This is a genomic window from Nostoc sp. DedVER02 (genome assembly GCF_034530675.2).
Classification (GTDB): domain Bacteria; phylum Cyanobacteriota; class Cyanobacteriia; order Cyanobacteriales; family Nostocaceae; genus Nostoc.
This window is the reverse complement of record NZ_JAVRCP020000012.1, coordinates 149,453-171,304: the sequence shown is the minus strand read 5'-3', so window position 1 is coordinate 171,304 and position 21,852 is coordinate 149,453. Positions and strand designations below refer to the sequence as shown.

The following is a 21,852-nucleotide window of genomic DNA, read 5'->3' as shown; positions in this document are numbered from 1 at the left end:
CCAATTCCCAATTCCCAATTCCCAATGCCCTAGAGAATAAATCCCAGTCCCAACAGCAAGCAAGCCCAGAAATGAACGGCTACAGCGATGAATTTACAGTTACTAACTTTGTCAGGCTGGTTATGATTTTCTTGGACGTGGCGGCATAATTTGACGGCAAAGGGTAAACTAACCCAACTCAGTAATGTCCAAGCTGGAGAAATCCCCAATAGCACAAACAGCAAGGTGAGGGGATAAATGCTAGCAGTAAACCAAACTAGGAGTTGGGCCCCTTTTTGGGTTCCTAGACGGACGATAGGCGATCGCTTACCTGCGGCTATGTCATCCTTAACTTGGTGAAAGTGTGAGCAAAACAAAATTAAGGTTGTGGCAATCCCGACAATCACTGAAGCGGCTAAACTTGTCATTGACCAAGTTTGAGTCTGGCTGTAGTATGCTGCCTCCACTGCTAAAGGGCCAAAGGCAAAAAAGCAAAGAATCTCGCCTAAACCCTGATATCCTAAGCGAAAAGGAGGCCCTTGGTACATATAGCCCAAACCACAGCATAGTAGAATTATGCCGATAACAGTTAGGTCATGTTGCCAAAAGGCGATCGCTAATATGCCCAGCAACCCCAAACCTAAACACAAATTTCCTATCCAAAATACTAATGGCTTATTGCTAGTCAAATTCACCAGAGAATGGTGCTTATTTTGATCGATGCCTGTTTCCGAATCAAAGACATCATTACTGATATTTTCCCAGGCAAGAATTAAGATTGCGGCAGTTACAAAAGTAGAAAATACTACTCCATTGAACATTTTAGTTTCGGCATAAGCAACTGCTGTTCCTACCCAAATGGGCATAATGGCAACGCTGTACATTGGCGGTTTGATCGCTGCCATCCATAACTTAGTGTTGGGATATAAAATTTGCTTGGTAGTCATCAGTTGTGATTAATTAAATTACCGGAATATTACTCATACTTAAGATTTTATGATTTAAAGAGGCGCTAGATTCGAGTGATATATAAACAAATATCACTTGTTAACCTTGTGTTGTTAACACTCATCCTCACGTTGCAGTCTCAGGCTGAAACTGTCTTATTATGGTTTAGTAACACCATGAACAAAGCAAATCCTACGCTGGTGAAATGGCAACTTAATATGTTACCTGTAAAAATACGACCACGATTAATTACACTTTAGGAAGTAACTTAAAAAAAATTTACTATCGTTAGATCCATGACAGTTTCACCATGTCGTAACAACTTGTTTGTAGAGCGCAAAGATTTATATCAATTTCTGTTATTAGTCCAAGAAAAGTGCCTCCAAAATAATGACAAGCAAATTGTCAGTATCTCTCAAGAGATCGATTTAGTTGATCCTTTACTTGTATTGGATCGACTTACACAAGCAAATGAAATAAATTTTTACTTTGAGGACAGAGCTAAAGGAGAAGCGATCGCAGCAATTGATTCTGTAGCAAAATTACAGATTGATGGTGCAGATCGTTTTACTCAAGCTGAATATTTTATCAAATCTTGTCTAAAAAATATAATTAATTTTAGTAACGCTAATCAACCTTTTTCTGGGCCTCACTTTTTTTCTTATTTCAGCTTTTTTGATAAAAACGCCCAAGTGGATTATCCATTTCCATCTGCTACCATTTTTCTCCCACGTTGGCAAGTAGCTGTTAAAAATCAGCGTTGTATATTAGTAACAAATATAATTCTTAATGAAAATACAAATATTCAGAGGTTGTTGGAGAATGTGCAAAATAAAATTGAATTTATCCAATCTTTAGAATATTACTCTGCTAATATTGATTCTTTTTCAGCAAACTTATACAAAAAATCTGTCACAAATGCTACTCAGTTTAAACGCTCAGTAATATCTGTTTTGGAAAAAATTCGGTCTAGTCATTTAAGTAAGATTGTCTTAGCAGATATATTAGATGTAAAATCAAGCAACCGCTTTGACTTAGTTAAATCCCTAAATAATCTTAGGCAAATACATCCTAATTGTTATATTTTTTCTACAAGTAATGGTAAAGGACAAAACTTTATTGGGGCAAGTCCAGAAAGATTAATTAGTATTAATAATCGACAGTTAATTACAGATGCTTTGGCTGGTTCTGCACCACGAGGTAAAACCCCTGCTGAAGATGCGGCTAATGCCAATCGCTTACTCAATAGTGAAAAAGAAAAGCACGAACATTCGCTAGTACTTAATTTTATCACCCAACGCCTACGCCAACTAGGTTTGTCACCACAAATATTAGCACCACGACTGCGACAATTATCGAATATCCAGCATTTATGGACACCAATAAGTGCTGTAGTACCAGCCAACATCCACCCATTAAAGATTGTCGGACAATTGCATCCTACACCAGCCGTTGCAGGTGCAGCACGAGATGTTGCTTGCGCCGAAATTCGTCGTTATGAAAGCTTTGAGAGAGGTTTGTATGCTGCACCTCTAGGTTGGATAGATTCTGAAGGTAACTGTGAGTTTATTGTGGGAATTCGTTCAGCATTGATTGATGGCGATCGCGCGAGATTGTATGCTGGTGCTGGTATCGTTGCGGGTTCCGATCCTGACAAAGAGTTCGCAGAGGTACAGCTTAAGCTTCAGGCGTTACTGAAAGCATTAGTTTAAATAAAGTAATTAAAATGCGGAAATTATCGGGTAATTTCTACATTTTTACTCATTTGCTACTACTATTTTCGATGTGTTGACGCAAAACAGAATTGATGAGTGTTTTGTATTCGACACTTTGGGATTTAAACCAAGATATGACATCTGGATCGATCTGAATTAAGTTCCGTGCTTGATTTGCTGGTAATCTCAACATTGCCTTATCAAAAAACTCATCGTTTAACGGTGGAATATCAGAATAATCAATGTCGTCATCTGACATCGATTCCAATGCTTCCCAATTAGTATGTGATATATTGTTCAAATCGTTGGCGCTCATATCGATTTGCCTTTCGTGCTGAAATAATTCGGATGACATCACTTTGCCGTTCTGTCCAGATGACTATCGCTACGCCATTACCGAGAAAACCGATACCTAACCAGCGTTCTTCACCATAATCAAAACGGTTATCTAGCTCAATTAGCATCGTACTATCAAACATTTTAGGGACATCGGCAAAGTCAATTTTATGTTTACGAATGTTTTCGAGATTCTTCGCTTCATCCCATTCAAACTGCATGAAAGTTAAAATAAAACTAATTTGGCTGATATCTATTATCGCGCATTTATAGGAATAGAGACTGTTTTAAAACTCAAAGATACCCCAAACTCCCCTACAAATGCTGAAAGCATAGTTTAAAAATCCTTTCAACATTAAAAAATATTTAAAGATTTACTGCGATGAAAATAGAAGTAGTGAAAGTTACTCAACAAGAGAAATCAGTGCTGTGTAATTTAATGGAACTATATCAGTACGATCTGAGTGAGATAGAAGCTAAAGATGTAGATGCCTATGGCTTGTTTGGCTATCAATATCTTGATTACTATTGGACAGAATCTGAACGATACCCATTTCTAGTTAAAGTTGATCATAAACTGGCAGGGTTTGTACTTGTTAATCAGCACACCTATCTTTATCAAGATAACAATGCTATGTCTATTGCTGAGTTTTTTATCCTTAAAAGGTATCGAAATCAAGGTATTGGTGAACAGGTAGCAACTCAAATTTTTGACCAGTTTCCTGGTAATTGGGAGGTACGGCAGACTGCTTTTAACTTAAACGCACAAACTTTTTGGACTAAGGTAATTAGTCAATATACTAATGGAGCCTTTGACGAGGTTTTCTTAAATGATGATCGATGGCATGGCCCAATTAAAACTTTTAACAACTCAGATAAACAATTAACCTAAAAAATACACCGGATAAATCGGTGTATTTCTAGCGTTATTAAAACCCATATTTTTGAGAATACTTTACTCCAAATCCTGATGAGTAAAAGCTTTAGCATTCGCCCCGGTGTAAGTAGCTACAATATGTCCATCACCAGTCATTTGATATTTGTATGTCACCAATCCTTCTAAACCAACGGGGCCTCGGGGTGGCATTTGTTGTGTACTAATTCCTACTTCTGCACCGAAACCATAGCGGAAACCATCAGCAAAGCGGGTAGAACAATTGTGGAATATATTGGCTGAATTTACCAGTCCAAAGAAAGTTTCCACAGATGTTGAATCTTCAGTGATAATCGCGTCAGTATGACGAGAACCATATTCGTTAATATGTGCGATCGCAGCTTCTATCGAGTCTACAATTTTTATCGACAAAATAAAATCGCTGTATTCTGTTTCCCAATCTATCTCTGTTGCAGGTACGATATTAGGCAAAAGTTTTAAGGTGCGTTGATCGCCTCTTAATTCTACGTGGCGTTCTTGCAAAGCATCGGCGACTTTGGGTAAAAACTCCGTAGCAATTGAAGAGTGAACTAGCAAAGTTTCAATTGCATTACAAACAGCAGGGTATTGTGCTTTGGCATCGACGGTAATCGGAACTGCTTTAGAAATATCAGCAGCTTTATCTATATAAAGATGACAAATACCGTCGGCGTGACCTAATACAGGAATGCGAGTATTCTCTTGCACAAATCTGACAAAAGAATTAGAACCTCTAGGAATAATTAAATCTACATATTTATCTAACTTCAAAAGTTCTAGAGTTTCTTCTCTAGTTGTCAATAACTGTACTGCATCAGGGTTAACAGCAGTTTGAGATAATCCTTGTTTAATTGCCTTAACGATTGCTTCGCAAGAACGCACCGCTTCCTTTCCGCATTTGAGAATTACACCATTTCCCGATTTGATTGCCAAGGAAGCAATTTGAATCGCCGCTTCTGGACGTGCTTCAAAAATAATCCCCAAAACACCTAAAGGACAAGTAATTCGCTTGAGAATTAAACCAGTATCAAGTTCGCGGTGAATTTGGATTTTACCAATTGGATCTGCCAGCTTACCAACATCTTGGACTCCAGCGATCGCATCTCTTAATTTATGTTCATCCAACTGCAAGCGTTTATAAAGCGGTTTGGGAATCCCTTCAGCATCAGCAGTTTCACAGTCAGCGACATTTGCTTGTAAAATTTCATCTCTAGCCGATTCTAAGGCTTGCGCGATCGCAACAATTGCTTGATTTTTTGCCTCAGTCGAGAGAATCGCCAGCTTACTTGCGGCTTTGCGGGTTTTTTGAGCGATCGCAATTAGGGGAGAACTAATATCAAAAATAGTCATAGCAAAAATCTTTACTTTTTCTTCATCTTATCAATCTGAAGTTGATTATTGCTTCTCGTCTTCCCCCAATCGGGTGAACCATTTGGGTAATCAACAATTACCCTGATCGGGTGAGGCAAAAATTGGTTCAAAACATTTATTCTATGAATATGAAATACAGAGCGAGCAAAAGTAACAACTTCACTTCTATATAAATATTATAAGTATTATTACAGGCAATAGTTGAAAGCCTTAAAAATGATTTATGCGTACCATAGGCTAGAGAGACATCAGAATTTATGTTTCTCTAGCCTTTTTCTTAAGTAAATAATTTATACTGCCATTGTGTTAACTTTTGGTGTCCCTACATCTGGTAATGTTGTACCGCATCTAAATGGGAACCGCTACATTTATAGAGGCGCGAGTCCTTACGCCCCTACAATAGGATATTTTTTAACTGGAAGTCCGTAACGCCAATTTACTTACAGCTAGCTACGCATTTGCTACTACAACAATTCTATTTGCCACTAGAGCGATCGCATTTGCCACTACAACAATTCTATTTGCCACTAGAGCGATCGCATTTGCCACTACAACAATTCTATTTGCCACTAGAGCGATCGCATTTGCTACTACAACAATTATATTTGCCACTACAGCGATCGCATTTGCTACTACAACAATTATATTTGCCACTACAGCGATCGCATTTGCTACTACAACAATTATATTTGCCACTACAGCGATCGCATTTGGGAACTCCAGAAAATAAATTATCCAATTTCTGAACTTCACTAGGACTTTCTCTCTCCCTGCCCCCTGCCCCCTGCCCCCTGCCTTTAAAGCGGTGGGATATTTTTTTATTTGGAAGTCCCTTTGTTGATTGCGTTTATGCAAAAACAACTTACTGCTACATTAAACTTGTTCGCTACCTTTAACTAGGTTCGCCACTACTGTCAACAACTTATCTGGCTCGATTGGCTTAGATAAATGAACATGGAATCCAGCTTCCAGAGCCAGTGTGCGTTCTTCATCTCTCGCAAATGCCGTCAGTGCTACAGCCAGAATCTTATCCTCACGAAGGGCTTCTTGCGATCGCACTTGGCGAATCAGCGAATAACCATCCTCATCTGGCATTCCAATATCACTGATTAAAATATTTGGTCTTAATCGGCTCACCGCTTCCAAGGCTTCACCTACCGAGCTAACCGATGTTACGTGCGCTCCCGACTGTTCAAGGACAAAAGCAATTAACTCACGAGTATCGGTATTATCATCGACAAATAGTATCTGCAAGCCATCAAGCAGTAAGAGGTTATTGACTTTTTCTTCACCCTCTTTAATTAACTGCTCTGGTTGCGGTTCTATTAAAGGTAACAGCACTGTAAATGTTGCTCCTTTTCCTTCTCCTTCACTAAGTGGATAAACTTTGCCTGAGTGCATTTCTACTAAATGATGTACAATTGCCAGTCCTAGCCCCAAACCACCCTCTGCTCTAGTAGTTGTGCTATCAGCTTGACGGAAACGCTCAAATATGTGAGGTAGAAAGTCAGCACAAATTCCCTTACCTGTGTCAGAGACAGTTATCTTAGCATTTGAGTTTAACTGCTCTAGACACACTTCAACTCGGCCTCCACTAGGTGTGAACTTGACGGCGTTAGAGAGCAAATTCCAAACTACTTGCTGGAGGCGCTCTGCATCACCCATAACTTCACCTACTGAAGAATCAAGCTTAGACTCAATTTGAATCTCTTTAATCTCAGATGTGGGATATATAGCCTCAATCGCTGCGTTAATCACAATTGCCAGATTGACTTTACGGAGATTTAGACGAATTTTACCTTGGACAATCCGTGAAATATCCAAGATATCTTCAATCAGTTTGCTCTGAAGTTTTGCATTTCGCTCGATTGTTGCCAGTGCTTTAGAAGTAATCGCTTCATCGAACTTTCGACTGCGGATGATTTGAAGCCAACCCAGCATAGAGTTAAGAGGTGTACGAAGTTCGTGAGAGACGATCGCTAAAAATTCGTCTTTAAGTCGGTTTGCTTCTTGAGCTTGCCGATAAAGCTGGGCATTTTCAATGGCAGACGCTGCGCGTTGGGCAAGTTCTTCAGCCATTGCTAGGTCTACAGTCGTGTAATAGCGTTCTAATTGTGTAGAAGCAAATACAATTGTCCCTAGATTGCGTTCACGCACTACTAATGGCACAATCATATAAGACTTAACTTCTAGTAAATTAAGATATTCTTCGTTCCAAGCCTTTCTCTGTGACGCAGACTCAAGAATGTTTGTAACCAATTCTGGCTTACCAGTCCGTAGAACTTTCGCTAGTCCATAATCAGCATCAACCAAAATTGGATAGTGTTCTCGGAGTTCTCGGATTAGTGCTTCTTGCTGCGGTTTAGATGCAGCGATGACTGGGTTACTAAAAGCTATGGAATTATTTTCAACGACATCTACAATACACCAGTCGGCCAGAGTCGGCACTGCTAATTGAGCGACGCTCGTTAGAGTATTGCGGTAGTCTAAAGAAGATGCTAAGACACGACTTGCTTCAGCCAAAAAATTAGAACGCTTCTCTGCGGCTTCGGCTGCAATCCGGGCGGCTTGTTCGCGGGCAAATAACTGTTCGCGCTCGAATTCTAAGTGTTTACGCTTGCTAATATCGCGCATTAGCCAGCGCAGAGCAACTGGTTTACCTTTCTCGTTACGGACGGTAACTACTGTCAAAGCAACATCAAAACAAAGTTTTTCCCGTGGCTGTAAACCCACTTCCCATTCTCCACCCCGATCGAGACGCTGCAACTGAGTTAAATAATTAAAAAAAGCTTTACGATCTGAGTGGGCAATAAAACGAACTAACGGTTTCCGAATCAAAAATCGCTGTGAGATATTGAGTAAGATTGTACTGGCATGGTTCGCTTCCAGGATAGTGCCATAAATATCAGTTACCAAATAACCATCGGGTGCAAAATCAAATAATTCTTGATAGCGCTGACGCTCCTTCTCTACTGCTAATCGTGTTGCTTGTAGTTCTTCGGAGGCGATTTTCATCTCCTCTAAAGCAATTTGAAGTTCTTCAAAAGCTTCTTTCGTTAGCTCTTGTTGCGAGTGCCGCTCACTTACATTACTTTGCAATAATCCTGTCACCCGTGAGCGCAATGTCTCTATTTGTTGACTAAAATGGTCTACATTCATATTGCTCACTTTGCTAATACTAAGAAGCGCAGTTGAGAGGTAGCAGTAATATCAAGCAAATGTAAGTTCAACTGTACGCTAAAAGCCGATCTCAAAACTATTGCTCAAAAGATAGAGGTTTGTCTTGCAAACACGAGTTCTACAAAGTGAATTCAACCCAATGTAGTGGTCTAATCCTCTCACTACAATGGTAAAATAAGGGATTAATAAATAAATCTACCTAGAGTTCTGTACAAATAAAAGCATAATAGGTAGATTTAAGCAAAATTTTTTCTAGCTTCAGGGGGGTCTGATGCTTACTGAAAAGGGGAAAAGGGGAAGGGGGAAGGGGTAAAGGAAAAAAAGAATAAAATTTCCACACGGTATAGAGCAAGTATTTTGAAATATGGAAAATATTAGAAAAAGATTTTTCAGACACGTAGTGCAATAAAAATCAGTGTCCATATTTGAAACCCCTGCTTTAAAGTCACTGGAACCCTTTCCCCTTCCCCTTTCCCCCTTTCCCCTTCTTCATAGCAGTAGTCTCAGGACAACAGCCCAAATTATCCTGTAGGATTTTACGTTATTTGTGATATTTGATCTGGGGTGGGCATGATAAATATACCTTGCATATACCCCTAAGATGATTTTGATGATAAATGCGATCGCTACTAGATTTCGCCAACTTATAGCTGGAAGGAAAAGCCCGATTGGTTATTTTGACAGAAATAACCGCAAAAACAAAACCAGACGTTCCCTAGTTTTGTGTACCTGCCTAGCATTGGTAGGTGGAATTCTGGCATTTTTGTTAATCGCATCCCCAGGACTAGCCCAAAAGCCGGAACCCCAACAATCTCCACAACTCCAACAACCGTTATTAGTAGCCACACGAGTTATACCGCCCTTTGTGCTATCAAACAAAGGCGATCTATCGGGATTTAGTATCGACCTCTGGCGCAGCATCGCTACCCAAATAGGTATAGAGTCTAAATTTATTGAATATTCGAGTGTACCAGAATTGATTTCTGCGATTAAAGACAACAAAGCCAACTTAGGGATTGCAGCCATATCAATTACAGCCGAACGCCAGCAAAATTTTGATTTCTCATTACCCATTCTTGCTGGGGGGCTGCAAATTATGGTAAGAAACCCAGAAAGCAACAACAGTACCTTTCCAAATCTTTTGCAATTGTTTTTCTCTGCTAATCTGTTGCAGGTAATAGGCGTTGCCCTAATCCTAATTGTCGTAGCAGCCCACATTATCTGGTTATCTGAGCGCAATCACAAAGATGGGATGATTCCCAAATCGTACTTTCCTGGCATTTTCAAAGCCTGTTGGTGGTCAGCCGCTACATTAGCAACCCAAGCTGATGAAATGCCCAAAGGAGTACTAGGAAGGCTAGTAGGTATTGTCTGGATGTTTATTGGAGTACTTTTTGCCGCCTATTTTACAGCTAGTGCTACTACCTCATTGACAGTACAACAGCTTCAGGGCGATATCAGGAGTATAGACGATTTACCCGGCAAGGTAGTCGCCACAACTGCGGGTAGTACAGCAGCAGCATACTTGCGAGAACATCGTATTTCAGTTCTAGAAGTTACTAAGCTTCAGGAAGCTTACAATGCTTTGCAAAGAAAAAAAGCTGATGCTGTGGTGTTTGATGCACCTGTACTTCTCTACTATGCTGCCAACGAAGGTAAAGGAAAGGTACAGATTGTTGGCAGTATCTTACGTGAAGAAAGCTACGGAATCATTCTGCCTAACAACAGTCCCTACCGCAAACCAATTAATCAAGCCCTGCTAAATCTCAGAGAAAACGGCACTTATCAATCGTTATACGATAAGTGGTTTTCTCCTAAAGAATCTTGAGCAAGTTGGGCTTTTGCTTGTTGCCACAATTTTTCTAACTCATCCAAACTGTAATCAGAAAGGGGGCGATCGACAACTGCCTCCATTTTTTCTAATCGCTGCACAAATCGCTGATTAGTGCCTTGCAAACCGACGCTGGGATCGAGATTATGCCAACGCGCTAGTTGAATAACCGCAAAGAGTAAATCGCCTAATTCTGCTTGTTGTCGTTCGGGTGTTTCTTCAGCTAAAGCCTGTTGAAATTCTCCTAACTCTTCATGAAATTTATCCCAAACGCCCTGAATATTTTCCCATTCAAACCCAATAGCCGCAGCCTTTTGAGAAATCTTCATTGCTGCTGTCAATGGGGGAAGAGTACGCCCATAACGACCGAGTTTAGCACTAAGTTTTTGCGCCTCTGGAGATGCTTCACCTTTTTCCTTCGCTTTAATTTGTTCCCAATTTTGCCGCACCTCATCCACACTAGCTACCGACACATCACCAAACACATGAGGATGACGGCGAATCAACTTTTGGGAAATCCCCTGAGTTATTTCTTTAAGAGAAAATTGCCCAGATTCGCTAGCGATTTGGGCTTGTAATACTACCTGTAATAATAAATCGCCTAATTCTTCTGCGATCGCACTTTTATCTCCACTTTTAATTGCATCCACCACCTCATAAGCTTCCTCAATCACATAAGGAGTCAGCGTTTCGGCAGTTTGCGCCAAATCCCACGGACAACCCCCATCAGGCGATCGCAATTTTGCTACTACCTCAATCAATTCTTGCAACGCCGCTAAAGTATCAGTATGCTTTTGATTTTGATATTCCATAACGAATAAAAACTTTGCCTTGTCTGCACTTTAACAACTATAAACCAGGGGTAATTTTGAGCGAGCATGACTGCTCACCCTATCTATACAACTACTTTATTTCGGTCTTCGGCGAGGGGAAGTAGAATTGGGTGGACAAGTACAGTTAGAATTATTTCCTCTATTTGTAGATGCAGAGTTAGCTTTAGGTGCGATCGCTCCAATATTAGTAAGAGTTATTTGTTTCGGAGCCGTTGAACTTGGGCCATCCCATAGTCCAAAACCTACGTCTAAAGCAGTTAATTCAGTAACTTGTGCTGGTATTTCAAAAACGAAGCTAACTTTTGTAGGAATACTAGGAGCAAAGTTGATATTAACATAATATTTATTACTGGAACCTCCAGCAATTACTTCGTATGTAGCATATACAGTACCAGAAGTATCGATTGCATTTGTCAACGGTTTGTAAGTGTCAACAGCCCCAAATAGGATTTTTGGACGTGTAGTACCTAAATTTGTCACTAAAACATCACAAGTTACAGTAGTGCTTTTAGTTCTATAGCAACCACGAAATTCAAATTTCAGGTTACTGTCTTCATCAACAGATTGAGACACTAAAGTTTTCCCTTGTGATTTCTGTGTCATAGATTGGCATAAAGGAACAGCCATAGCACTCGAAGCTACTGTCCCCACAATCAAGCTAGATATAGCCGCTACTTTAGTCAGCGATCGCGCATTGAACATCATCTAGTTTACTACCTGTATTACTCAACAAAAGTCAGGCTGTAATTAGCCACTACAAATAATGTATCTTTTTTTGAGCATACTTACTTATTTTCAACTAGTTGGCATCAGGTGATACTTGCGTGAGTTTCCAGCAAAACTACTGTTTTGTACGGCTTTTACTAGTTTTTGGTCTAGAACGACTACCACGGATTGTAACTTTACGCTTCTTCATGCGACTAGGAAGCAACCCCCGAACCCCTTGTTTTTGAAAGCGCTTGTATGCCGAACCACTCCAATCGCTGAGAGAATGACTCATTGCACCAAGTTCCAACCCCAAAAACAGGGCAATACATTCAGTATTGTAATTTACGAGCGATCGCCCCACAGTTTGTCCCAAGTCTTGCCAAGTAAAACTTAGATTCCATAACCTTTGGGCGATCGCCAAAACAAAAATTGCCAAAATTGCTAGCAAACACCCTAAATAAAGTATCCGCAGGATCGTGCCAATAATCGGCCCGTGGGATAAAAAAGAACGATGCCGTAGACTTTTTTGATAAGGTAGCCAAATCCAACGCAAGAAACCCCAGCGTTGAAATTGTATAGAGTAAATATCCAAATCAGGGCCAAACATCAGCCCTCCAAATAGAAACCCGCCTGCAACCAACAAAGTTACATTGCTACTGCGAGTTTGCCACAAAGTAATACCTGCCACGAACGGCAGAGCATACATAGTAATACGATCGTGCGTCCGACCAGAGGGCATTCTAATTCCTGTTAGCGATCGCGGGGCGTTTAGCCCGTGCTGAATAACTGAATACTGAGCCAGTATAAGAGAAAAAAAGATTTTCCCAAACCTACTAGCGCAACGCGAAATAGTCTGCTATATTAGTTAAGGATTGGTGAAAGGGCGGTTAGCTCAGTTGGTAGAGCGCCTGCCTTACAAGCAGGATGTCATCAGTTCGAGTCTGGTACTGCCCACTAACTAAAAAAGGCTAGAGACAAGTTAAATGTTGTCTCTAGCCTTTTTTAAATGCGTTCAAAAGTTGTCAGTTGTTCATTATAAAAACAACTGACACACTAATTTAAGTTAATTTAATGCTGGTTCAGGGTTAGATGAATTTGTCTGATTTTGAGCTAAAGGTTTCCAGTAGCTGGCAATTAAGGCAACTATCAACCACCAGAGAGTATTAACTTCAGGACGATACCAGACAGTATCTACAGTACCGTGAGCTAACATACCCAACAAAATAGCGATCGCTCCAATTAACCAAAATCCTTCTGTACTTCTGAGTTGTCGCAATCGTCGCACTTGTAAAAGTGCCGTGTTAAATGTGACAATTATCAGCCATAGAAAACAAGCTAAACCAACAAAGCCAGTTTCTACAGTCACTTCAAACAAAATCGAATAAGCACTCAAAGCAGTGTAACGAGGACGTTGGTAGAGCGGATAAACTTTATTAAAAGAGTTGTGGCCAGGGCCAATGCCAAAAATCGGGCGATCGCGAATCATCTCAAAGACAGCATCCCACACATTTCGGCGGAAATTATTACTGCTATCTTTGCGATCGGCAAAAATACTCAACACCCGAACCTGCACTGGTTCTACAAATATCACTGCTAGCAGTAATATCCCGATTAAACCTCCCAAGACAATCGGCAGCGCCCAAGTACGCCAAAAAGGAGGCATTTCCACACTTTTCCAATAAACTAGCAATGCCATCACTACCAAAACTGCTACCACTAGTCCAATCCAACCGCCACGACTAAAGGTTAGGATCAAGCAGGCGGTATTGACAATTAGCATTGTTAATGCTAAAGCTTTTTTCAGCCAGCTTTGCCATGCAAAAATTGCCACTAAGCTAAAAATTACTGCTGGTAAGAGGTATCCAGCCAATAAGTTGGGATTTCCTAAATAACTGTAGACCCTTGTAGTCTTAGACAGAGGAGATTCAGGATCGACCCAAGTTGCCAGTGCTGTGGCTCCAAAAAACCATTGCCGCAATCCATAAACACTGACAATTAACGATACGTGCAGATAAAGAACGATAATCCAAGACCGGAGGCGAGGCGACCTTAATACCCTGGCACAAAGGGCAAATAATAGCAAATATAAGGTCAAGGTTCCCAAGTCGTTAACTGCCGCCTTTTTTACTGGTGATAATGCTGTTGCGATTAGAGCAATTCCCCAGTAAAGCAATACCAGCAGGTGAATGGGAGTGACTGACGAGACATTTGCTGGTGTGGCTTCATCAGATAAAGTCAACAACAGCCAAAATCCCACACAAGCCACCAACAAAAAACCTACCAACGTACTCGAAGCAAAGGGCGCAAGGGCATATATTAAGCTGAGTAAAGCCGCTGCGATCGCATCTCCCCACTGCATTAATATGCTGGTTTGCCGCCAAGAACTTAAGAGTCCGACCAGATAACGATGTACGTAACTGGTAGCAAGATAGTCTTTGAGCGGTAAAGATGATAAAGTAAATCGTTGCCAGACTAAATTCATAAAAAACATTGCGATCGATTAGCCTGCCGACGCAGAACTTGGAATTGATCATAATGCCTATGGCCATAAAAAGGTAATAACAGAAATTGAACATCGCGTGATGGCGCTCTTATTCTTAGCCATCAGCAACTACCTTTAATTCAGCCAATATTAAATTAAGATAGCCCTTCATATACTTAGTTCTCAACAAACAATAGTAGTCCGCTTTGATTTCTAAAATTTGTGTAGGTACGTAAGAGGCAATAGGTAAAAGGCAACAAAATCAAATATGAGTCCTAAAGTAAGTCAGCTTTAAAAAATCAAGCTATGTGACGAAATGTAAAATTAGCGAATAGCTAAGAAATTGGTTATTCCATAGTTTTTACGAAACTAAATATACATAGGTTTTATCGTGCCGACTTACTTAATTAGATGAAAATACCTCTTTCCCAATCCCCAATCCCCAATCCCCAAGATTAGACATCGCTAATTCCTTGTGAGGTCGTCGCCAGTTGCAGTGGCAAAGAAAGCACATAACGATATCCTGATTCTGGTGAACCTTGAATCAAAATTTGTCCTCCGTGCAACTCTGCCAGTTGACAACTTAGCAATAGACCCAAGCTTTCACGAGAAAGACTTCCATTTGATTTAGCTAAACTTATACCTGAACTAGCAGCAAAGAAATTTGAATGAGAATCACTCAAGTTTTTTGAATTGTCCACTGCTACTGATGAAGTATCTACTTGCTTCTGGCTTTCTGTATAAGAATTGTAAGTTGCTACTTCACCTGTCAACTCTAGCAGCGACAAAGAATTGAGGCGGAAGTACGGATCAACCTCAGTTATGCCATCCCCCAACCAAGGATGCGAAACCCAAATAGTAATATTGAGTGTATCTTCCTTGTACGAGACATGAATGCGAACAATGCTACCTGTTGCCGAAAGTTGAATCACACTGAAAACCAAGTGATAAAGGATTTGCCGCACCTTGTCTTTATCTAAAGGCCAAATGCGATTGCGTCCTGGTTCTATAGAGAGGCGAATATCTTGCTCACGGCGATTAGCAACTTCTTCTAAGGTATTAATAGCTTGTTGGCATAGCATTTCAATATCCACAGGAGCGAGATTTAGCACAGTTGAATTGTCATTCATAGCTCCTAGTTCGGTAATTTCGTTTACTAGGGAAAGTAAGTATCGACCACTGTGTTGGATAATTTCCAAATATTCTCTCTGCTTAGTCGTCAAAGGCCCATAAATCTCACGTCCTAAAACACCAGCCATACCGAGTACAGATGTTAAAGGCGTGCGTAACTCCTGAGTTAGCTGACCCAAAAGTTCCAACTGAAGTTGCTTGGTAGAAACAGAGTTGCTATCTTTTGCGGGTGTGGCGATTTTAATCTCAGGGTTACGTTCATCATTGAGTGAAAATATAGGAGGTATCGCGGGAGTACTTGATTCGAGTTTCCCTTGCAAGAGCCGATTCCGCTCAAATTCGCTCATGCTCCAACGAGCTATGATTTGTAAAAACTCAATGTCTCTGGTTGTGAAATTGCGCGGCACTAAATCCATTACCGCCAATGCACCCAAACAATTTCCCTCAGCATCAATCAGTGGCGCTCCTAAGTAAGCACGAATAGCATAATCCTGCACCAACTTGCTGCTAGCAAGCACTGGATCTGTAAGTTTATGCGTATCATTAATTACAAATATTTGAAGACTCTCTACTACCTGAGTACAGAACGATTCCCTGCGTGACAGTTGGCGGCTTTGTGCCAAATGATTCATTAATCCTAGCCTAGATAAGCCTACCGATGACTTGAACCAGTGACGCTCTTGATCCACAAATCCCAATATGGAAATTGGTGCTTCCAAAAAGTGGGCAGCAGTCTGCGTGGCTTCTTCAAAAACCGGAATTGTTTCTGGTTGCCGCAAACCTAAATCGGACAAAGCTTTGAGGCGTTGTTGTTCTCTTGATTCATGAGAATCCCAACCATCCTTTAGGGCAAATAATTTGTTTTCAGGCTCTACCATTGCCACTGCTACCTTAATAATTTCTCGATACCGTAATTGATCTAATCCCTATTTCTAGGTTATCAATTGCTATTTTTAAGCATTCCCTAATTTTGCCTCTGACAAACAAATTTGGGGCAAAAATTTTTATCCCTTACATTAACTCGGCGATGCGGTATCCACAAGTTACTTGTTACTAGTGCTGAATATTCTTTACTTAGCACTGGTGTAGTCTTTATTGCTTGGGATTTTACAGGCTGACTGCGTTAGATTTCGATTCAGCCAGGGTAACCTAATGCTAAGGATACAATACAAAGGGGTTGCAATACTTGTCGGTTAAAGGGAAAAGGAGAAGGGTAAAAGGGAAATAAAAAACCTTTAACCTTTACCCTTTAACCTTTTCCCCAAATCCAATTCCGAGTTAAAAATGCTTTACCCGAGCAGTATTGAAAGGGGTTGTTATTCTTTATGTACAGAAGGAAAAATTCTCACTAGCATATTCAAAGTGGATTTACTTACAAAAAATGAATACGTGTGATTTTTATAGCAAAAATTACTTATAGTAGCTAGCACCAATGGCTGACAATCCTAGATAGTTTATAGAAGTCTCGATTCAATAGATTGAACCTATTACAATTTCATCCTGAAAATTGTGTAGGATTTTTTATTTTTCCATCTGAGGAAATATTTTTTGAGGACAACTAGTAATGAATAAAATGGCTATTAGAGTTCCTTTTGTAGACCTGAAGTTACTGCACGAACCAATTCAAACGCAATTACAAAATGCAATCCAATCTGTATTGGAACAGGGAGATTTTATTTTAGGGCAAGCACTGTCAGATTTTGAAGCAGCATTTGCGGCAGTATCGGGGGCAGCTTATGGGGTTGGTGTTGCATCAGGAACAGATGCGATCGCTCTGGGATTGCAAGCGTGTAATATTGGTGCTGGTGATGAAGTAATTTTACCAGCAAACACTTTTATCGCTACCTTAATTGGGGTTATACGCGCTGGCGCGAAGCCAATTTTGGTAGATTGCGATCCCCAAACAGCTTTAATTGATTTAGAGACCGCAGCAAAGGCAATTACACCTCAAACTAAAGCAATTATCCCTGTACATCTCTATGGTCAAATGGTATCGCCACGCGAACTAATAAATTTTGCCGATACCTACAAACTACTCATTTTTGAAGATGCCGCCCAAGCGCACCTCGCTCAAAGGGATGGATATTATGCTGGTTCAGTAGGAATCGCAGCAGCTTTTAGTTTCTATCCCAGCAAAAATTTGGGAGCATTTGGGGATGGGGGAATGTTGCTGACACGAGATGCAGATGTAGCCCAGAAGATGGTGCGCTTGCGAAATTATGGTGCATCGCAAAAGTATTTTCATACTGAACCAGGTACAAATAGCCGCTTGGATACTTTACAAGCAGCAATTTTGCAGCAAAAATTACCACATTTGCCACAGTGGAATCGCGATCGCTTGACTATTGCCCAGCAGTATGATTCAGAACTAGCACCCTTGGCAAATACTGGGATTATCCCAATACAAAACCAAAGTGATACAGGACACGTCTATCATCTTTATGTCATTAAAATTGATGATTCTTGCCCTATAGAACGCCAGCAACTCCAGGAAAAACTCACAACAGTAGGAATTCAGACTGGTATTCACTACCCAATTCCTTGTCATCTCCAACCGGCATTGACCAACTTAGGCTATCAGCCTGGAGATTTTCCCCAAGCCGAAAAACTGTCACAGCAAATATTATCATTACCGATGTATCCTGGATTGAGCAGTAGCCAAGTAAAAGAAGTTGTAGCTGCGATCGCTCATGCAGTTTCAACAACTTATAAAGTAGATGAAACCTCCACTGCTGATCTGGGCAGCGTGGTAGCCTGAACAAGAGGCAGGGGGCAGGGGGCAGGGGGAGAAGAATTAACAACTAATGACCAATGACCAATGACCAATGACCAATGAAATGACCAATAAAAATTATGGCACTCCAGCAACAGGTTAAAAACAGAAGCGCCTCAGACTTATTAAATCTAGCTATTATAGGTGTTTTGCTGCTGCTTTATGCGCCTATATTGCTACACTGGTTAGATGGTTGGCTGAACAAAAATATCAGTACAGAACACGAATATTTCAGCCACGGGATTATTGGTTTACCATTTGCCGCTTATCTGGTCTGGATGAACCGGAAAAAGTGGAAACGTTTACCAGATAAAATGCATCCTTTGAGCGCTGTTTTATTGTTACTAGGGTCAGTGTTTTATCTTAGTGGTGTTACGGAGTGGGTTAACCTTTCCTTACCCGTTATCCTAGCAGGATTATGCTTGTGGTTTAAAGGAATAGCAGGTTTGCGATCGCAAGGATTCCCCCTGCTACTAGTATTTTTGGCAACCCCAACAGCAATGCCCTATCTCATTGCTCCCTATACCTTGCCTCTCCAAAGCTTCATTGCTGGTACGGCAGGTTTCATACTGAATCAATTTGGTATGGACGTAACCGTAGATGAAATAAATCTCTACGTAGGAGGACGCATTGTAGAAGTTGCCCCCTATTGTGCAGGGCTAAAAATGTTGTTCACAACTCTCTACGTTGGCTTGATGCTGCTTTATTGGACAGATGCTTTGTCTTCACGGCGTACAACTATATCGTTTTTAGCTCTTGCTGCGATCGTTAGTACTACTGCCAATATCATTCGTAATACTTTACTGACTTTCTTTCATGGCACAGGTCAAGAAGGGGCTTTTAAATGGCTGCATGAAGGTTGGGGTGGCGATCTTTACTCGGCTTGTATGCTGGTGTCATTAGTGCCCTTACTAAATTGGATTAATAACTATTTTTCAGCATCTCCAGAAACCGAGCAAGAAGCAGAAAGTTAGAAACATTGGGAATTGGGCATTGGGAATTGGGAATTGGTTTTCCCCCTGCCCCCTGCTCCCTGCCCCCTGCCCCCTGCTCCCTACCCCATGCTCCCTGCCCCATGCCCCTTAATCTATTCATAAATATTACTGAACTCATGGTGTGATTTTATGAAGTAAAATTTTGCCTAATTATTACAAATTTTTACTGATGATTTCCTTCTTTAAGTTTTTCAAGGAAAACCAATTGAGTCAGGTAGCGGCACTTTTGTTATTGCTACTACTGTTAGCAATAGGAGGAGTTCCTGGATACCTGACAGGAAAGTGGCAATGGAAACAGCCACCACCTGTTACCACCCTCAACGAATTAAAACAGATTCGTAACACTGGGTTAGCCCTTCCTGGTTGGCAAACTATTGAACAAGTAGAACAGCCAATTGGTGAACATAAATGGTCTTTGCAGGTAATGAAAAAAGAAGGTTCCGAATCCCAGGCAATCCTGCTTTTACTGCCGCAAAATGGGCCTATGGATCAACCAGAGGTAGAGTGGACAGATGTTAACGGCTGGGGAAGGTCACGCTGGGGAAAGTGGGATATAGCGCAATCTCGTTCTGCTGAATTTACTGTTAAACCGCCTGCAAAGTTGGTTTCTAATGTTGTAACTAAAGTAACAGCTAGGTTTTTTCGCGCCGCCACACCACAGCAAACCTTCGCAGTCTTGCAATGGTATGCAATGCCAGATGGCGGAAATCCATCACCATTCCACTGGTTCTTCGCGGATCAATTAGCCCAGTGGCGCAAGCAACGCATTCCTTGGGTGGGCGTGAGCATTCTGATTCCAATAGAACCTCTAGGGCAGGTAGAAACATCTTGGCCTTTAGCCCAGTCTATAGGGGAAACAGTACAAGGTGTGTTGATGGCAGGCCCTTTGTAAAGTCTGTTACATTGCGTTCGTGCAGAAATTCATCATGAGTATCTCTATAATTGCATTCAGGTTGAAACTCAGCTAAAAATGTTAGGAATATAAAATTATACCAATTATAAAGTTGTCTAAAACAAGGGATTTTGCCTTTGTCTTACCGTAGCTTCAGAAAGAATTGGTATTAGAATTTAAATGTAGCAAAATTCTTCTCTTTTTCTTGGCAAACACTTGCAGATATAAGAGATATGTAGGACATTTGTAGAGTAAAATAACCACTCGGCGCGACTAATTTCTATATCAGTATTTTCTGCACTAATGTTCATAGATTCTAGTTCTTATATGCGTGGATTCAGCGCCCTGTGTTTTGTCGGTCTTCAAGTAGGAGTTTTCTTAACAACACCTATCCAACTTGTTGTTGCCCAGCCTTTTCCACCTCAAGGACAATCACCAAGGCAAGCCCCCTCACCTGTACCAGGTACTGAGTTTGTACCTCCAGGTGCAAATGACCAAATTTCTCCCCAACTTAGCCGCTACCTCTTGGGCCCGGGAGATGTCGTTGGTGTTGTACTTCAGCGCCCTCCTGGCCCATACCGCTTAGGAATAGGAGATGGAATTAACGTTTCGGTTCAGCGCTTTCCAGATTTGAGTTTTCAAGCTTTAATCAACCCAGAAGGTAACATTGTGGTGCCGCTACTGGGAACGGTGTCATTACAAGGTTTAACATTAGAAGAAGCTCAAGAAAAAATTCGCTTGGGTTTAAATCGTTATGTGGTTGATCCGGTAATAGTTTTAGCCTTAGCAACACAGCGTCAAGATTTGAGCTTTCAAGCTGTAATTAGTCCAGAAGGTACTATTGTAGTGCCGCAAGTGGGAACGGTGTCATTACAAGGTTTAACATTAGAAGAAGCTCAAGAAAAAATTCGCTTGGGTTTAACTCGCCTTTTGCCAGATCCAATCGTAGTAGTATCTTTGGCAGGGGCGCGACCAGTTCAAGTTACCATTAGTGGAGAAATATTTCGGCCAGGAATTTATCCAATTAATTCACCAACACCCCGTGTTGCTGATGCCTTGCTAGTATCTGGTGGTTCAACCTTGAATGCAGACCTGCGACAAATACAAGTACGCCGCAAGTTGATTGATGGTTCTGTGATTTCACAAACTATTGATTTATATGCAGCATTGCAAAATGGCGGTTCAATCCCTAATTTACGCTTACAAGACGGAGATGCAATACTCATCCCCCGTCGTGAAGTTGGTAATGATGATGGTTATGACCGCAATTTAGTAGCACGTTCATCCTTAGCTACACCACAGATTAGAGTTCGGGTTTTAAACTACGCTGCGGGAGGTCTTTCCGTTCAAGCTCTGCCTAACGGTAGTACATTTGTAGATGCTTTGGGAGGGGTAAATCTCGATACTGCTAATCTTCGAGATATTGCCCTGGTTCGGTTTGATCCCGAACAAGGTAAAGCTGTTACCCAGAAACTTGATGCTAAAAAAGCTCTAGGAGGCGATGCATCTCAAAATGTGGCGCTTCAAGATAATGATGTTCTTATTGTTGGTCGGAACCTCATCGGTAGAATTACTAATTTCTTGACTACTATTACCCAACCCTTTTTCAATGTCCAATCTTTTCTCCGATTTTTTGACAACTTCGGTGGTGGGTCAAATTAGTAACTATAAAAGAAGGATGCAAGCTGGAAATAGTTTGGAGTGGAGGAAGCCACATATCCAAGTTTTTCTTAATTCATTAAAATATTGAAGATATTAATTGAGA

18 protein-coding genes and 1 tRNA gene are annotated in these 21,852 nt (G+C 40.9%); 8 read left to right on the top strand and 11 right to left on the bottom strand.

Going from position 1 to position 21,852, the window contains the following annotated elements; all coding sequences use genetic code 11:
* Positions 1–29: 29 nt before the first annotated feature.
* Positions 30–926, bottom strand: a complete 897-nt coding sequence (gene menA, locus RMZ41_RS14645) for a 2-carboxy-1,4-naphthoquinone phytyltransferase (protein WP_322642970.1) — start codon at positions 924–926, stop codon at positions 30–32.
* Between the two features lie 297 nt (positions 927–1,223).
* On the opposite strand from menA, the gene RMZ41_RS14640 reads away from it, so the two are divergent.
* Positions 1,224–2,639 carry an isochorismate synthase gene (locus RMZ41_RS14640; protein WP_322642969.1) on the top strand — a complete coding sequence of 472 codons (1,416 nt, stop codon included), beginning with the start codon at positions 1,224–1,226 and terminating at the stop codon, positions 2,637–2,639.
* 49 nt (positions 2,640–2,688) lie between these two features.
* On the opposite strand, the gene RMZ41_RS14635 is transcribed toward RMZ41_RS14640, so the two are convergent.
* Both RMZ41_RS14635 and RMZ41_RS14630 read right to left on the bottom strand, forming a co-directional pair.
* Complete coding sequence (locus tag RMZ41_RS14635; RefSeq protein WP_322642968.1) at positions 2,689–2,901, bottom strand: BrnA antitoxin family protein; 213 nt, start codon at positions 2,899–2,901, stop codon at positions 2,689–2,691.
* A gap of 19 nt (positions 2,902–2,920) precedes the next feature.
* The gene (locus RMZ41_RS14630) at positions 2,921–3,199 is read right to left on the bottom strand and encodes a BrnT family toxin (RefSeq protein WP_322642967.1); all 279 of its coding nucleotides are present in this window, start codon (positions 3,197–3,199) and stop codon (positions 2,921–2,923) included.
* A gap of 161 nt (positions 3,200–3,360) precedes the next feature.
* Between RMZ41_RS14630 and RMZ41_RS14625 the strand changes: the two genes are divergently transcribed.
* Complete coding sequence (locus RMZ41_RS14625; RefSeq protein ID WP_322642966.1) at positions 3,361–3,870, top strand: GNAT family N-acetyltransferase; 510 nt, start codon at positions 3,361–3,363, stop codon at positions 3,868–3,870.
* A 63-nt stretch (positions 3,871–3,933) separates the two neighbouring features.
* On the opposite strand, the gene RMZ41_RS14620 is transcribed toward RMZ41_RS14625, so the two are convergent.
* The 3 genes from RMZ41_RS14620 to RMZ41_RS14610 form a co-directional block, all read right to left on the bottom strand.
* A complete protein-coding gene (locus RMZ41_RS14620; RefSeq protein WP_322642965.1) occupies positions 3,934–5,241 on the bottom strand; it encodes a glutamate-5-semialdehyde dehydrogenase in 1,308 nt (435 codons plus the stop codon).
* A 471-nt stretch (positions 5,242–5,712) separates the two neighbouring features.
* The gene (locus RMZ41_RS14615; protein ID WP_322642964.1) at positions 5,713–6,015 is read right to left on the bottom strand and encodes a hypothetical protein; all 303 of its coding nucleotides are present in this window, start codon (positions 6,013–6,015) and stop codon (positions 5,713–5,715) included.
* Positions 6,016–6,135: 120 nt separating this feature from the next.
* Entirely contained in the window at positions 6,136–8,421 is a 2,286-nt protein-coding gene (locus tag RMZ41_RS14610) for an ATP-binding protein (RefSeq protein WP_322642963.1), read from the bottom strand.
* 631 nt (positions 8,422–9,052) lie between these two features.
* Here RMZ41_RS14610 and RMZ41_RS14605 point away from each other — a divergent pair.
* On the top strand, positions 9,053–10,270 hold the full coding sequence (locus RMZ41_RS14605) for a transporter substrate-binding domain-containing protein (RefSeq protein WP_322642984.1): 1,218 nt from the start codon (positions 9,053–9,055) through the stop codon (positions 10,268–10,270).
* Here the strand turns inward: RMZ41_RS14605 and mazG are convergent.
* The 3 genes from mazG to RMZ41_RS14590 form a co-directional block, all read right to left on the bottom strand.
* Entirely contained in the window at positions 10,228–11,085 is an 858-nt protein-coding gene (gene mazG, locus RMZ41_RS14600; protein WP_322642962.1) for a nucleoside triphosphate pyrophosphohydrolase, read from the bottom strand. The genes RMZ41_RS14605 and mazG overlap by 43 nt on opposite strands.
* A gap of 96 nt (positions 11,086–11,181) precedes the next feature.
* Positions 11,182–11,811: a hypothetical protein gene (locus RMZ41_RS14595; protein WP_322642961.1), complete on the bottom strand. Its 630-nt coding sequence runs from the start codon at positions 11,809–11,811 to the stop codon at positions 11,182–11,184.
* Between the two features lie 136 nt (positions 11,812–11,947).
* Entirely contained in the window at positions 11,948–12,553 is a 606-nt protein-coding gene (locus RMZ41_RS14590; protein WP_322642960.1) for a metal-binding protein, read from the bottom strand.
* Between the two features lie 142 nt (positions 12,554–12,695).
* On the opposite strand from RMZ41_RS14590, the gene RMZ41_RS14585 reads away from it, so the two are divergent.
* Positions 12,696–12,768: transfer RNA gene (locus RMZ41_RS14585), tRNA-Val, on the top strand.
* A 109-nt stretch (positions 12,769–12,877) separates the two neighbouring features.
* On the opposite strand, the gene RMZ41_RS14580 is transcribed toward RMZ41_RS14585, so the two are convergent.
* Both RMZ41_RS14580 and RMZ41_RS14575 read right to left on the bottom strand, forming a co-directional pair.
* A complete protein-coding gene (locus tag RMZ41_RS14580; RefSeq protein WP_322642959.1) occupies positions 12,878–14,296 on the bottom strand; it encodes an IctB family putative bicarbonate transporter in 1,419 nt (472 codons plus the stop codon).
* A 455-nt stretch (positions 14,297–14,751) separates the two neighbouring features.
* Positions 14,752–16,305, bottom strand: coding sequence for a GAF domain-containing sensor histidine kinase (locus RMZ41_RS14575; RefSeq protein WP_322642958.1), 1,554 nt, complete (start codon positions 16,303–16,305; stop codon positions 14,752–14,754).
* 695 nt (positions 16,306–17,000) lie between these two features.
* Between RMZ41_RS14575 and RMZ41_RS14570 the strand changes: the two genes are divergently transcribed.
* From RMZ41_RS14570 to RMZ41_RS14555, 4 genes are all read left to right on the top strand, one after another.
* Positions 17,001–18,185, top strand: a complete 1,185-nt coding sequence (locus RMZ41_RS14570; RefSeq protein ID WP_409875342.1) for a DegT/DnrJ/EryC1/StrS family aminotransferase — start codon at positions 17,001–17,003, stop codon at positions 18,183–18,185.
* A 95-nt stretch (positions 18,186–18,280) separates the two neighbouring features.
* Positions 18,281–19,174 (top strand): cyanoexosortase B, encoded by an 894-nt coding sequence (crtB, locus tag RMZ41_RS14565; RefSeq protein ID WP_322642956.1) that lies wholly within the window; start codon positions 18,281–18,283, stop codon positions 19,172–19,174.
* A 190-nt stretch (positions 19,175–19,364) separates the two neighbouring features.
* Positions 19,365–20,087, top strand: a complete 723-nt coding sequence (locus tag RMZ41_RS14560; protein WP_322642955.1) for a cyanoexosortase B system-associated protein — start codon at positions 19,365–19,367, stop codon at positions 20,085–20,087.
* 303 nt (positions 20,088–20,390) lie between these two features.
* Positions 20,391–21,749 (top strand): polysaccharide biosynthesis/export family protein, encoded by a 1,359-nt coding sequence (locus RMZ41_RS14555; protein ID WP_322642954.1) that lies wholly within the window; start codon positions 20,391–20,393, stop codon positions 21,747–21,749.
* Positions 21,750–21,852 lie beyond the last annotated feature (103 nt).